The 14,129-nt window shown below is 62.6% G+C and carries 8 protein-coding genes; 6 read left to right on the forward strand and 2 right to left on the reverse strand.

Annotated elements, in window-relative coordinates; all coding sequences use genetic code 11:
* Nucleotides 1–387: 387 nt before the first annotated feature.
* Entirely contained in the window at nucleotides 388–5,637 is a 5,250-nt protein-coding gene (locus PS14A_RS12865; RefSeq protein ID WP_249121286.1) for an AAA family ATPase, read from the reverse strand.
* A gap of 262 nt (nucleotides 5,638–5,899) precedes the next feature.
* Between PS14A_RS12865 and PS14A_RS12870 the strand changes: the two genes are divergently transcribed.
* Together PS14A_RS12870 and PS14A_RS12875 are read left to right on the forward strand one after the other, a co-directional pair.
* Nucleotides 5,900–6,889 carry a response regulator gene (locus tag PS14A_RS12870; protein WP_212616378.1) on the forward strand — a complete coding sequence of 330 codons (990 nt, stop codon included), beginning with the start codon at nucleotides 5,900–5,902 and terminating at the stop codon, nucleotides 6,887–6,889.
* Nucleotides 6,886–7,287 carry a response regulator gene (locus PS14A_RS12875; protein ID WP_241150576.1) on the forward strand — a complete coding sequence of 134 codons (402 nt, stop codon included), beginning with the start codon at nucleotides 6,886–6,888 and terminating at the stop codon, nucleotides 7,285–7,287. The genes PS14A_RS12870 and PS14A_RS12875 overlap by 4 nt, the downstream gene beginning before the upstream one ends.
* A gap of 5 nt (nucleotides 7,288–7,292) precedes the next feature.
* On the opposite strand, the gene PS14A_RS12880 is transcribed toward PS14A_RS12875, so the two are convergent.
* A complete protein-coding gene (locus PS14A_RS12880; RefSeq protein WP_212616379.1) occupies nucleotides 7,293–7,895 on the reverse strand; it encodes a TetR family transcriptional regulator in 603 nt (200 codons plus the stop codon).
* Between the two features lie 139 nt (nucleotides 7,896–8,034).
* Here PS14A_RS12880 and PS14A_RS12885 point away from each other — a divergent pair, with 139 nt between their 5' ends.
* The 4 genes from PS14A_RS12885 to PS14A_RS12900 all read left to right on the forward strand — a co-directional run bounded on the left by PS14A_RS12885 (nucleotide 8,035) and on the right by PS14A_RS12900 (nucleotide 14,046).
* The gene (locus PS14A_RS12885) at nucleotides 8,035–8,823 is read left to right on the forward strand and encodes an SDR family oxidoreductase (protein WP_212616380.1); all 789 of its coding nucleotides are present in this window, start codon (nucleotides 8,035–8,037) and stop codon (nucleotides 8,821–8,823) included.
* Nucleotides 8,824–8,878: 55 nt separating this feature from the next.
* Nucleotides 8,879–9,895, forward strand: a complete 1,017-nt coding sequence (locus tag PS14A_RS12890; protein ID WP_212616381.1) for an NADP-dependent oxidoreductase — start codon at nucleotides 8,879–8,881, stop codon at nucleotides 9,893–9,895.
* Nucleotides 9,896–10,244: 349 nt separating this feature from the next.
* On the forward strand, nucleotides 10,245–12,650 hold the full coding sequence (locus tag PS14A_RS12895; protein WP_212616382.1) for a glucose/quinate/shikimate family membrane-bound PQQ-dependent dehydrogenase: 2,406 nt from the start codon (nucleotides 10,245–10,247) through the stop codon (nucleotides 12,648–12,650).
* Nucleotides 12,651–12,747: 97 nt separating this feature from the next.
* A complete protein-coding gene (locus PS14A_RS12900; protein WP_212616383.1) occupies nucleotides 12,748–14,046 on the forward strand; it encodes a carbohydrate porin in 1,299 nt (432 codons plus the stop codon).
* The last annotated feature ends 83 nt before the right edge of the window (nucleotides 14,047–14,129 follow it).

Consider the following 14,129-nt stretch of genomic DNA (forward strand, 5'->3'; position numbering starts at 1 on the left):
TTCACGTCGGCGTATCTCCCCCAAACACCTCGGTCAGTCCCCTCTCCCACCGGGAGAGGGTTAGGGTGAGGGGCTGTTGTTTTTGCCAACCCTGAATTCAACTCGGTATTGCAAGTCGGCGTACGTCGACCAAACACCTAGGTCAGTCCCCTCTCCCGCCGGGAGAGGGTTAGGGTGAGGGGCTTTTGTTTTTGCCAAACCTGAATTCAACTCGGTATTGCAAGTCGGCGTACGTCGCCCAAACACCTCGGTCAGTCCCCTCTCCCTCCGGGAGAGGGCTAGGGTGAGGGGCTGTTGTTTTTGCCAACCCTGAATTCAACTCGGTATTGCAAGTCGGCGTACGTCGACCAAACACCTAGGTCAGTCCCCTCTCCCTCCGGGAGAGGGTTAGGGTGAGGGGCTTTTGATCCTGGCGTCCGGCGCAAGTGGCAGCCTGAAACAGATCCGCGCGCCCTCTTCGCTGTCTTCCACGCGCAACGTCCCGCCATGGGCGCCTATCACCGTTCGGCAAATCGCCAGGCCCATGCCCATGCCGCTGCCCTTGGTGGTGAAGAACGCATCGAAAATTTCTTCACGCTGATGCTCGGCGATCCCCGGCCCGTTGTCTTGAAAAGCCACGCAGACCTGCCCATCGGACAGCGTCGACTCAATCACCAGGCGCCCGTCAGTCACGCCCTGCCCAGCCATCGCTTCCAGCGCGTTGACGATCAGGTTGTAGATCACCTGCTGGATCTGCACCCGATCCCCCAGCACCGGGTCAGCAGCGTTGAGTTGCGTGCGCAAGCTCACCCCGCGATTGTGCACATCGCTCGCCGTCAGTTGCACGACCTCACCGATCAACGCGTCAATCGACACCGGCAATCGTTGCAACGGCGCCTGCCTGGCCAATGCGCGCAAGGCCTGGACGATCTCGGTGGCACGGGCGCTGTCGGAGCGGATGTCTTCCAGTCCCTGAATAGCCTCGTCGAGATCAGGCGTGTCGCGCTTGAGCCAGCGCAGACTGGCCGAGGCGTTCGATGAAATGCCCAGCAGCGGCTGGCTGATTTCGTGGGCGATCGAGGCCGACAGTTCGCCCATCATTTTCAGGTGCGAGTTGCGCGCCAGTTCCGCCCGCGAGCTGCGCAAGTCGGCTTCCATCTGCGCGCGCAAGCGGTTGTCTTCGACCAGTTGAGCGTAGAGCCGCGCGGTCTGCAGCGACACCGCTGCCTGCGAGGCGAGGATTTCCAGCATGGTCAGGCGTTCGGCGCTGAACAGCTTCGGGACCAGGCTGTTTTCCAGATACACCAGACCGATCAGCGCGCCCTGCTTGAGCAACGGCAGGCACATCAGCGAGCGCGTCTGCCGTTGCTGCAGATCAGCACTGTAGGCTTGCGGGCAGTCGGCGCGGGCATCGTCAAGCACCAGCGGCGTGCGCGTGCGCATGGTCGAATTGAGTACTGAAACCGGCGCGATCTGCTCCAGCGAGCGATCGTTGTCCTGACTGACCCGCACGTTGCCCGCCTCGACATGCGCGGCAGCGGCCAATTGCAACTCACCCTCGGCGACCAACAGCAGCGCGCCGCGATCGGCACCGGCCTGAATCATCAAGTGATTCATCAAGGTCTCCACCAGCCGATCGAGCAACACCTCTTGCGAGACCGCGCGTGCCGCTTCAATGCCGACTTCCAGGTCAAGGCGCACCCGCGTCACCGGCGTTCGCGCGTCCAGGGAATGCTCGTGGGCGAGAAACGGATGCTGCGCTTCGAGCTGGCGCGCCTTGGCTTCAGCGCCCCACAGCACATAGCAGTCGCGCGCCACACGCAGGTGATGATGCGTGCCGGAGACCAGGCCGTTGGCCAGGCAGACCTCGGCCAGTTGTTCATGTGCCAGTGCTTGCTCATGGATAAACCCGGCAGCGGCCGCCGCGATTTGCGCTTGGTCGAAGCAGCGAATGGCGGCCAGCCCTTCGCCGCGCACGCGGGCCATCGCGCCTTCGATCAGCAGCAGTTTGTTGCTGAAGGTCGAAGGATTGAGCTCGACCCATGGCAGAAAACGCTGCCGTTGCTGCTCCAGCTTCTGCAGTTTTTCGGCAACAGAGCCCGGCGCCTCGGGACTGGCCAGTGCCAAGCTGTAGAACAGGTAGTAATGCGCCAGATCAATGTGCGCCGGCAGCGACCAGGTCAACGCCTCGGCGTCTTCGAAACGGCGCAGCGCGTAACGCACTTCACCGAAATACAACGCCGACATGCCCGAATACAACCACATCCACACTAGCGTCGGCTGTGAAACGCGGTCGCGATGCAGCGGGCCGAAGCGGTCATGTTCCAAAGCATCCAGCATTGCGATCGAACGAGGCTCAGGCCCATTGCGCAAATCGCTGGCGAACGCCTGTTGCGCCAGCAGAATGCGCTCGATGTCGATGTAGTGAAACTGCCGCACCCAACTCAGGCCGACGTCCAGCTCGTTCAACACGTTTGGCAGCGGCTCGCCCATGAACAGCAGATCGGAGCCGATGTGGTTGCAGGCGTAACACGACATGCCCAGATCGCCGCCGGCCTGACCGCACTCAAACGCGGCGAAAGCCTTCTGCCGCGCGTAGGCCATCGGCCGGGTCCACGCGCTGACCTGATCCAGCGCCACCAGCGTGCCGGTGCGCCCTGCCTCATAGCCGTGCAGATCAGTCAGTTCCAGCGCCAGTTCGGCGAAAGCAACACCGTCCAGATATTCGCCATAACGGTCGGCGATCATCACGCCGTACCAGGCAAAACCGTAGCCGCTGCTCGGCGTGGTGCCGTGCAAGAGGGTCAGTTCAACCATCTTCGCCAAGTGCAGAAAAGCAATGTCGTCCTGCACGAAGAACGAGGCGATCAGCGTGCTCAGCAGTTCCATGGCCACTTCGATTCGCGGCTCGTTGGCTTTGGGCAACGCCGTCAACTCAGCGATCCGTCGCGCACCGACCAATTGCCGAACCCGTTCGAACGCTTCGCCCAGTTGCGCCTTCGATGGGTGTCGCTGCAGGTCGATGTCGAGCAATGCAAGACCGGCCAGCGCTTCGCCGATCGCGCCGTGGTAATCGGAATGCAAGGTGCGCAGGCTGGCGCGCAGGCGGTAGGTCTTCGCCCGGTCCAGCACGGTGGCAGCGTGTTCCAGGCAGTCGTCGAGACGCTGTTGCGCGCCGGGCAGATCCGCCAGCAACATCGCGCAGTCGGCTGCCAGCCAGCGCGCCGCGAAGGCTTGCGGGTAGAGCTGCGTCCAGCCGTTGTCGCCGAGTAATACCTCGGCGCTGCGCAGATAATCCACGGCCTGCTCGACAGCGGCGCTATCGCGGGCGCGCTCGGCAGCTTCGAGCAATAACTGGATGAATTCAGCGCGTCGAGGCGCTTGCAGCGCATTGCCGGCGCTGCGCTGAATCTGACTGGCGATGTCGAAGACCCGCGCCTGCCGCTGCTCGCCGCATTGATCGAGCATGGCGGCAGCGATGCGCGCATGCTCAGCCGAACGCCCGGCCGGTGGGGTCAGCGCAGCGGCGGCTTCCAACACCCGATCGTGGGGAAACACCAGTTGGCCCGGCTCGCGCAGGAGAAATCCGGCGCTGACCAGATAATCCACGTCACGCAGCAATTGCGCCGGATCGTCCCCCAGCAAATCGCCCAACAGCGTTTCGTCACAGCGGCCACCAACGTAACCCGCGGTGCGCAACACTTCACGGGCACTGACCGGCAGACGCTGCAAGCGTTGCACCATCAATTCGGCCACGTTGTCGGCGTAGCGATAGCCGTTCACTTCGGCCTGATTCCACACCCAGCGCCGCGTCGTCGCGTCGAAACGCAGCAGACGCTCGTCCACCAGCGCGCGCGCCACCTGGCTGACGAACAACGGATTGCCGGCGGTTTTGAAATGCACGACGCGGGCCAGCGCCTCGAGGTTGTCGACGTCAGCATCGAGTTCGACCGCCATCAGTTGCGCAACGGCCTGCAACGACAGCGGCCCTAGTCGAAGGCCACTGACTGGCAGCGCGGGTGCTCTGCGCATCTCATCGAGCCAGCCGCCCGGATGCTCCGTCAACTCGCCCTCGCGATACGCCAGAACCAGCAGCAGATGCCGCGTCGGTCGGGCGATAAAGGCTTTGAGAAACGCCTGCGTCGAGTCGTCAGCCCACTGCAAGTCGTCGATAAACAGCAGCAGCGGATGCCCCGGTTGCGCAAAGACTTCGAGCACATCGAGCAGCGCCCGATTGACCCGATCCAGGGCGTGGCGCGCCGGCATGTTCGGCAGTTCGGCGGTGGCGCCAATCAGCAGTTCGGCTTCCGGCGCCAAGTCCAGCAGCAAGCGGCCACGGCCCTTGAGGGTTTCGCGCAGTTGCTCGGCCAAGGCCTGCAAGGCCAGCGTGGGCTTGGTCAACACTTGGCTGATCAGCGACTGAAAAATCTGCGCCAGCGGCGCGAAGGGCCGGTCATTGTTCAGCAGTTCGATCTTGCCGCTGGCCCAATAACCGGGTGCCTGGCTACGCAGGACTTGCTGGATCAGCGTCGACTTCCCCGCTCCCGGTGCGCCGGCAACCAGCAGCACGCGAGCGATGCCGTCGCTGCGCACGCGCTGGATCTGTTCAAGCAGTTGCTGACGTTCGTCGTCACGACCAAACAGCACATCGCCGCGCGTGGCCGTTGCGCGAGCATCGAATGCACCGAGGCGGAACGCTTCGATCTGGCCTTTTTTCTGCCATTGGCGCAGGCACCAGGTCAGATCGGCGGCCAGCGATTCGATGCTTTGATAGCGCGCGTCCGGCTCCTTGGCCAGGCCCTTGAGCAGCACATGGCAAATGCCTTGCGGCAGGTCGGGTTGGTATTGCGCTGGCGACAAAGGCTGGACGGCGGCGTGCACATGCAACCATTGCGAGGCGTCGCGAGCGATCAGCGGCGGGCGCCCGGTCAGCGCCTCGTAGATGATTGCCGACAGCGCATAGACGTCGCTGCGCTCATCGGAATCGACGCCGTCGCCCTGCAGCTGTTCCGGCGCCAGATAAGGCCAGTGTTCCAGGCTCGGCAGTTCAGTCGCCGGCGTTTCCTGCGCGTGGGTGTGAAAGCCCATCAGCCTGACGCTGTCGTCAGCATCGACCAGCAGATGCCAAGGCAATAAAGAACACTGTGGGAGCGAGCCTGCTCGCGAAAGCGGTGGGTCAGTCAAGGGTGATGTCGGCTGGACTGACGCTTTCGCGAGCAGGCTCGCTCTCACAGGGTTTTGCGGTGTTTCCGGATGGCGAGAGTGGACCAGCGCATTGGCAGCGGCGACGGCGATATTCAGCACCCGTCCGAGTGGTAAGCCGGCGGCGTCGATCAGTCCAGCCAGTGGCGCGCCCCATTGCGGGTAGACCAGCACCGGCCCGTCCGCCGAACGTATCAGCGCGAGCGGGTTGAGCGCCCACTGCGAAGGCAACTGCAAATGGAAATCGCGCTCCAGCCGCTGGCACAGCGCCGGGCGCTGGATCGGCGCACGCACAGCGAACCAGCTCTGGCCCGAGTGGCTGTCTTCGAGGCTGAACCAGGTCAGTTCATGGTCACGGCGCAGCAGACTGAACCGACAGTTCTCCAGCCATGCTTCATCGAGCATCGGCGCATCGGCCGCACGGGAAATTGCAGATGAAGATGGCTGGCCGGGCATACGCATTCACCGCTGGAAATGGGATTCGGGCTGGTGGCGAAGTATACCCAGCGTTTTTTTGCCAGAGGGCCAGCCGCTGCGCTGATGTCCGTCCGCAGCCTCAAGATGGCCGTCCAGAGCCTTGCGCTGCTGTTTCTTGCGCTATAGGAGCGCACGTCTTATCCCTCGGGATAATTGCTTTATGCCAGGCCGTCCCCTAGCGTACGAACCTGATAACCCGGCGCCCGCGCCCTGTCCTTCTCACCGCAACGCAGAGGCCCGCATGATCCGACTCGGCCAAGCCACGATTTCTTTGGAACGGCGCGAAGCCTTTCTCGATGGCCGGCCCTTGCGCATGGGCGGGCGGGCGTTCGAAATACTTTCGGTACTGATGCAGGCCGATGGGCGCATCGTCAGCAAGGACGAGCTGATCAATCAGGTGTGGCCGGACATCGTCGTCGAAGAGAACAATCTGCAAGTGCAGATTTCCTCGCTGCGCAAACTGCTCGGGGAAAAAGAAATCATCCAGACGGTTGCCCGTCGAGGTTACCGATTATTGAAAGACCGCGAACCCAAACTGCCCGTGTTCAACGCACTGGCCTCGGCGCCGATGGTGGCGCAGCCGCCGTCGGTCGATACGCAATCGGTGCCGGTGTTCATCGTTGACGATGAGGCCTGCGTGCGCAGCGCATTGAGCCGCTTGTTGCGCGCCGAAGGCATCGAGCACCGGATTTTCCAGTCCGCCGAAGAACTGCTCGAGGCCGACATCGCCAGCGGCCCGGCGTGCCTGTTGCTCGACGTCAGCCTGCCCGAAACCACAGGCCTGCAATTGCAGGCAGCGCTGAACGAGCGCGGCTTGCCGTGGCCGGTGATCTTCATGACCGGCCACGGCACGATTCCGATGTCGGTGCAGGCGATGAAGGCCGGCGCGGTGGAGTTCCTGACCAAGCCATTCAATGACGATGAACTGCTCGGCATTCTGCGCAGCACCCGTCAACACGCCGCGACTGCGTTCAATCAATGGCAACGGGTTCAGCACGTGCGGCAGCTGGCGGCGCAACTGACACCGCGTGAGCGCGAGGTGCTGCCGCTGATCGTCGGCGGTCTGTCGAACAAACAGATCGCCAACCAGTTGGGCACCAGTGAAGTGACCGCCAAGGTTCATCGCAAACACATCATGGCGAAGATGCAGACCCGCTCGCTGGTCAACCTCGTCGAACTCTACGGACTGATCAGCGCTGCGCCTTCGCCTGGCCCATCGAGCCCGTCGTGAGCGCCCCGGCGGGTCGTCCGACGGCGATCGAGAACCCCCGACCGACGATTGTCTGCATCGTCGATGACGACGCGTCGGTGCGCAAAAGCCTGTCGAATCTGCTGCGTTCGGTCGGGTATCGCGCGCAGGTTTATGCCAGTGGCGAAGCGTTTCTCGCCGAAGCAGACTTCGCCGAGATCGCCTGCCTGCTGCTGGATCTGCGCATGCCCGGCCTGTCCGGCATCGACGTGATGCGCCAACTGCCGCGACAGTTTCCGGTGATCTGCATGTCCGCCCATTGGGACGAAGCGGCGCTGGCTGAGTCCGGGCATTACCAGGCGTTTGAATGCCTGTGCAAACCCTTCGAAGAAGAGGTTTTGCTGGCGGCACTCGACAAGGCCCTGCACCGCCAGCACTGATCGCTTCAGCTGTCCTGCGTGGCTTCTTCCGCAGTTTCGATCGCGGGCAGCGACTCAGTCATCGAAGCGTGACACACCGCCAGAATCTCATCGGCCAGCGCCGAATCATCCGGGCAGGCCCGCGACAGCATGATCGCCCCGACCGCGCGGGCCAACAGGTCGATCATCCGGGTTCTGCCCTCACCTTGCGGCGCATCCGCTGCGGTGGGGTATTTCTCGCCGAGCGTCTGCAACGTGCGCTCGATACCTTCAGCGAACGTCGCTTTGACATCCCCCGACTGCCGCGCCGCATCGCCGCACAGCGCTGCCATGGTGCAACCGGTGGAGCGGCCGTCGCGATGGTCTCGCGACACGTACACGTCGATGAAATCCTGCACGCTCATGCTTTCGGCGGCGGCCGTGGACTGCGCCAGGCTGTTGGCCGAGGCTTCGGCCATCAGGTCGGCCTTGGAGCCGAAGTGTTTGTAGAAACCGCCGTGAGTAAAACCGGCGGCCGCCATCAGGTCAGCCACGCCGACCCCGTCATAACCGCGTTCGCGGAACATCACTGAAGCGGTTTCGACAATGTGCTCACGATTGGCCTGAGCCTGAGCCTTGGATACGCGCATGTTGAATACCTCCAGCGCTGAAAATTCATCGGCCGATGATACATAGATGTTGGCCATAATCAAAACCGTTGACAGGTTAGATTTCGATCATCATCCTAAAAGCCCGCAATCAGTCTTCAACTGACAAAGAGCCCACACCATGACTACTCGCCCTACTGTTCTGATCACTGGCGCCTCCACCGGCATCGGCGCGGTCTACGCCGCACGTTTCGCCCAACGCGGGCACGATCTGGTGCTGGTCGCCCGTGACCAGTCGCGCCTGGACACCCTTGCTGCCGGTTTGCGCGCTGAGCACAACGTCAATGTCGAAGTGCTACAGGCCGACCTGACGCAACTGAGCGACCTGCAAACCGTCGAAGCGCGTCTGCGTGACGACGCGCGCATCGGCATTCTCGTCAACAATGCCGGCGCCGCGCAGTCCGGTACCTTCATCGAGCAGAGCACCGACAGCGTGGCGCAACTGGTCGCGCTCAACACCACGGCGCTGGTGCGTCTGGCCAGTGCTATCGCCCCGCGTCTGGCCAAGGCTGGCGACGGCGCAATCATCAATATCGGTTCGGTGGTGGGCCTGGCGCCGGAGTTCGGCATGTCGGTGTATGGCGCGACCAAGGCGTTCGTACTGTTCCTCTCCCAGGGTCTGAGCCTGGAACTGTCGCCACAAGGCGTGTACGTGCAAGCCGTGCTGCCTGCCGCCACCCGCACGGAAATCTGGGACCGCGCCGGTATCGACATCAACACCCTCACCGACATCATGGAAGTCGGCGATATGGTCGACGCCGCGCTGGTCGGTTTCGACCGTCGCGAAGTCGTGACCATCCCGCCGCTGCACGAAGGCGAGCGCTGGGATGCCTTGCAAGCGGCGCGTCAGGGGCTGTTGGGGCAGATCCGCCAGTCGGCTGTTGCGCAACGTTATCTGGCTCAGGCCTGACCTCATCCAGACCCGCCGCTATGCCGGCGGGTTTCTACCGACAAGAGCATCCGCAATGAAGGCATTTTTCATCGAGCGCTACGGCAAGCAGAACGGCCGGATCGGCGACATCCCGGAACCGCAGGTCGGCGCGCACGACGTGCTGATCGAAGTGCGCGCCAGCAGCGTCAACCCGCTGGATCTGAAGATTCGCAGCGGCGAATTCAAGATGATCCTGCCCTATCAAATGCCTTTGATATTGGGCAACGATGTCGCCGGCGTGGTGCTCAGCACCGGTGCGGCGGTCAAGCGTTTCAAGCCGGGCGATGAGGTTTATGCGCGTGTGCCTGATAACAGGATTGGCACGTTTGCCGAACGCATCGCTGTCGATGAAACAGCGATCGCGTTAAAACCCGCCAATCTCGCCATGACCGAGGCGGCTTGCATGCCGCTAGTGGCGTTGACGGCGTGGCAGGCACTGGTCGAAGTCGCCAACGTGCAAAAAGGCCAGAAGGTGCTGATTCACGCCGGCTCCGGTGGCGTTGGCACGGTCGCCATTCAACTGGCCAAACACCTCGGCGCTTTTGTTGCGACCACTACCAGCACGGCGAATGTCGCGTGGGTCAAGGCGCTGGGCGCTGATGTGGTGATCGATTACAAGCAGCAGGATTTCGCCATTGAGCTGCGCGACTACAACGTGGTGCTCAACAGCCTTGGCGGCGATGTGCTGGAGAAATCGTTGAAGGTGTTGAAACCTGGCGGGCAACTGATTTCCCTGTCAGGGCCGCCGACCGCGCAGTTCGCTCGGGAGCAGGGTTTGTCCTGGCTGCTGGGGCTGGTCATGCGTCTGCTCAGCAGTGGCATTCGGCGCAAGGCGCGCAAGCGTGGGGCGGGTTATTCGTTTCTGTTCATGCGCGCCGATGGCGTTCAGTTGCAAAAAATCACTGCGTTGATTGAGGCCGGGGTGATCAAACCGGTGATCGATCGTACTTTTCCGTTCGATCAGATAGCTGACGCCTTGCACTACGTTGAACAAGGTCGGGGCAAGGGCAAGGTTGCCATCGCGGCCAACCCCAAAAGCCCCTCACCCTAGCCCTCTCCCCGAGGGAGAAGGAACTGACCGAGTTGTTTGATCGAGTGATTCCAACCTGCAATACCGAGGTGAACACAAGTTCTGAAAAGCCACCAATCGGCTCCCTCTCCCCGGGGAGAGGGCTGGGGTGAGGGGTGAATTCACTGCGGTGTTCGGGCATGCGCGTTACAACTGCAAGCCCGACTCGCCATCCCCGCTGAAACGTCGAGAAACCCCTCTCGCCTTGCATTTTGCCCATCCTGCACCACGCTTGATTCACAGAAGTGCACGTTTTCATGGCAAAACTGCGGTTAACTGAATGGTTAGTTACCGCTATAATCCCGCGCTTCATTCAAACGGGACTTTCAATGTGAACCACAGTCAACGCGTCTCAGGCGTTTCAACGTTCATTCTGGTCGGCCTTGGCGTGATCATCGCCCTGCTCGGTCTGGCGCTCGCGGCCGGCGGTGTGAAGCTGGTCAGCCTGGGCGGTTCCTGGTACTTCCTGGTCGGCGGCCTGGCGATGACCGTTTCCGGGGTGCTGATCGCACTGAAGAAAACTGCAGGCGCCTGGCTGTTCGCCGCGTTTCTCGTGGCCACCGCGATCTGGGCCGTGGCTGACGCCGGGCTGGTGTTCTGGCCGGTGTTCTCGCGGCTGTTCATGTTCAGCGCGATCGGTATGGTCGTCGCTCTGGTCTACCCGCTGCTGGCGCGCGCCAATGGCCGCGTGGCCGGTCGTGGTGCGTATGCCGTGGCCGCTGTGCTGGCGGTAGGTGTCGCGGTTGCTGCCGGCAACATGTTCGTCGCTCACCCAACCGTTGCCGCGACTGGCACTGGCCCGGGCCTGACTCCGGTCGAGCCGGCTAAGGCGCAGAAAGACTGGGCGCACTACGGCAACACCGAAGGTGGCAGCCGTTTCGCCGCGCTCGATCAGATCAACCGCAACAACGTCGACAAATTGAAAGTCGCGTGGACCTACCACACCGGTGACGTCGCCGAGAGCGATGGCAACGGCGCCGAAGACCAGCTCACCCCGCTGCAGGTCGGCAACAAAGTCTTCATCTGCACCCCGCACAACAACCTGATCGCGCTGGACGCCGACACCGGCAAGGAAATCTGGAAAAACCAGATCAACGCCCAGTCGAAAGTCTGGCAGCGCTGCCGTGGCATGGCGTATTTCGATCGCACCGCTACCATCGCGCAGCCAGCCAATTCGCCGATCATCGAATCCAAACCCGAGCCGGCCGCCAACTGCCAGCGTCGTCTGCTGACCAACACCATCGATGCCCGCCTGATCGCGGTCGATGCTGACACCGGCGAGTTCTGCCAGGGTTTCGGCAACAACGGCCAGGTCGATCTGAAGGCCGGTCTGGGTGATGTGCCGGACAGCTACTATCAGTTGTCGTCCGCGCCATTGATGGCCGGCACCACCGTGGTGGTTGGCGGTCGTGTTGCCGACAACGTGCAAAGCGACATGCCGGGCGGTGTGATTCGCGGTTTTGACGTGATCACCGGCGCCATGCGCTGGGCGTTCGACCCGGGCAACCCGCAGGATCGCAACGCGCCGGCCGACGGCAAAACCTACGTGCGCAGCACGCCGAACAGCTGGGCGCCGATGTCCTACGACGCGGCGACCAACACGGTGTTCCTGCCGATGGGCAGCTCGTCCACCGACATCTATGGTGTCGAGCGCAGCGAACTGGACCACAAGTACGGCGCTTCGATCCTCGCGCTGGACGCCAGCACCGGTGAAGAACGCTGGGTGTTCCAGACCGTGCACAACGATCTGTGGGACTTCGACCTGCCGATGCAGCCGAGCCTGATCGACTTCGACAAGGACGGTCAAAGCGTTCCGGCGCTGGTCATCGGCACCAAGGCCGGGCAGATCTATGTGCTCGACCGCGCCACCGGCAAGCCGCTGACCGAGGTCAAGGAAGTACCGGTGAAAGCCGCGAACATCCCCAACGAGCCGTACTCGCCGACTCAGCCGAAATCCGTGGGCATGCCGCAGATCGGCGCGCAGCACCTGACCGAATCGGACATGTGGGGCGCCACGCCGTACGACCAGCTGCTCTGCCGCATCGACTTCAAGAGCATGCGCTACGACGGTCTGTACACCGCACCGGGTACCGACAAATCGCTGAGTTTCCCGGGTTCGCTGGGCGGCATGAACTGGGGCAGCATCTCCACTGACCCGGTGCACGGTTTCATCTTCGTCAACGACATGCGCCTGGGTCTGTGGATCCAGATGATCCCGTCGCAGAACAAAGGCCAGGCCGCTGGCGGTGGCGAAGCGCTGAACACCGGCATGGGCGCTGTTCCGCTCAAAGGCACGCCGTACGCGGTGAACAAGAACCGCTTCCTGTCGGTGGCCGGCATTCCGTGCCAGGCGCCGCCGTTCGGCACCTTGACCGCGATCGACATGAAGACCCAGAAAGTCGCATGGCAGGTTCCGGTCGGCACCGTTGAAGACACCGGTCCGCTGGGCATCCGCATGCACCTGCCGATCAAGATCGGTCTGCCAACCCTCGGCGGCACCCTGTCGACCCAGGGCGGCCTGATCTTCATTGCCGGCACCCAGGACTTCTACCTGCGCGCCTTCAACAGCGGCAACGGTGAAGAAGTCTGGAAAGCCCGTCTGCCGGTCGGCAGCCAGGGCGGCCCGATGACGTACGTTTCGCCGAAGACCGGCAAGCAGTACATCGTCGTCACCGCTGGCGGCGCACGCCAGTCGACCGATCGTGGCGATTACGTGATGGCTTACGCCCTGCCGTAACTCGCTGCCGCACCACCAACCTCCTCCAAGCGCGCGGTGCCCCAAAGCACCGCGTCGCTGTTTTATTGCGTTAAAGATTTCAGCAGGAAGGATTCACATGTCATCGGCTGTTCGCTTTTCTCGTACCAAGCTTTCCACTGGCCTGTTGCTGGGCCTGAGCTGCACCACCGCCCTCCCCGCGCTGGCCGCCAGCGATTCCGATCTGCTGACCCGCAGCACCCTCACCGGTGACTGGGGCGGCTTGCGTCATCAACTGGATGAAGATGGCGTCAAGTTCACGGGCGATTACAGCGGCGAAACTGCTTACAACGCCGACGGCGGCCTGCATCGTTCGGCGCGCTACTCGCAGAACATCAAGCTCGGCGTGCAGTTTGATCTGAGCAAACTCTACGGCGTCGACAACGCCGGCAAAGTGCAACTGACCATCAATGACCGTCGCGGCAACAGCGCTTCGGAAGATCTGGTCGGCAACCGCCTGCCGATTCAGGAAAACTACGGCGGTTTGTACACGCGCCTGACTGAACTGAGTTATGAGCGCAGCCTGTTCACCCCGGCGCTGAACGTGAAGCTCGGCTACATGGCCATGGGCAACGACCTCGGCGGCCTCGACAGCGGCATTCTGTGCAACTTCATGAACGCCGGTTTCTGCGGTCACCCGCTGAACATGTCCGGCGGCAGCGGCTGGACCAACTACCCCAACGCGCGTCTGGGCGTGCGGGTCAAATACGACCTGTCGCCGTCCTGGCAGCTGCGTGTGGCGGCGTTCAACGTCGACCCCGAGAGCAACGGCAATTCCAGCCGCGCCTGGCATCTGGGACCGAAGCACACCACCGGCACCGTCGTGCCGATCGAGTTGGTGTACAAGCACGCCGGCGAGCTGCCGGGCGAGTACAAGCTCGGCTATTACTACGACAGCTCCGACGTCAAACGCATTGGCAGCGACGATGAAGTGTCCGGTCGTGGCGGACATTATTTGTTGATCGATCAGGCCGTATGGCGTTCGCCGACCTCCGAAGGCCGCAGCCTGCATGCTTTCGGTCAGTATTCGGCGGCCAGCGAAGCGGCCTCGCCGTTCAGCAAGTGGTACGGCACCGGCGTGGTTTTGTACAAACCGTTCGAAGGCCGTCCGCGTGACACCCTGGCGCTGGGCTACGGCCGCGCTGTGCCGAACCCGCGCAGCCGCGATGTACAGCAGGATGCCGCGTTGGCCAGTGGTGCTGCGTTTCCCAATATCGACAGCGCCGAGCAGTTGATCGAATTGGGCTACGGCTATCAAGCGACCCCATGGCTGACCTTGCGGCCGAACCTGCAATACATCATCGAACCGGGCGCGTTTTCCGGGCAGGACATCGACAATGCGCTGGTGGTGGGGTTGCAGGTGAAGGCTGCGCTTTAAGCCTTGTGGTGAAAGGGCTGCCGTCATCGCGAGCAGGCTCACTCCTATAGGATTGGCGGCGTGCGCAAAATCTCTGCAAAACA

The sequence above is a fragment of the Pseudomonas sp. 14A genome (genome assembly GCF_018132745.1).
Taxonomy (GTDB): Bacteria; Pseudomonadota; Gammaproteobacteria; order Pseudomonadales; family Pseudomonadaceae; genus Aquipseudomonas; species Aquipseudomonas mercuritolerans.

What these genes read in the sequence shown, in the direction of transcription:
- PS14A_RS12865 (WP_249121286.1), bottom strand. Translation starts at nt 5,637, where the DNA reads ATGCCCGGCCAGCCATCTTCATCTGCAATTTCCCGTGCGGCCGATGCG.
- PS14A_RS12890 (WP_212616381.1), top strand. Translation starts at nt 8,879, where the DNA reads ATGAAGGCATTTTTCATCGAGCGCTACGGCAAGCAGAACGGCCGGATC.
- PS14A_RS12885 (WP_212616380.1), top strand. Translation starts at nt 8,035, where the DNA reads ATGACTACTCGCCCTACTGTTCTGATCACTGGCGCCTCCACCGGCATC.
- PS14A_RS12880 (WP_212616379.1), bottom strand. Translation starts at nt 7,895, where the DNA reads ATGCGCGTATCCAAGGCTCAGGCTCAGGCCAATCGTGAGCACATTGTC.
- PS14A_RS12900 (WP_212616383.1), top strand. Translation starts at nt 12,748, where the DNA reads ATGTCATCGGCTGTTCGCTTTTCTCGTACCAAGCTTTCCACTGGCCTG.
- PS14A_RS12870 (WP_212616378.1), top strand. Translation starts at nt 5,900, where the DNA reads ATGATCCGACTCGGCCAAGCCACGATTTCTTTGGAACGGCGCGAAGCC.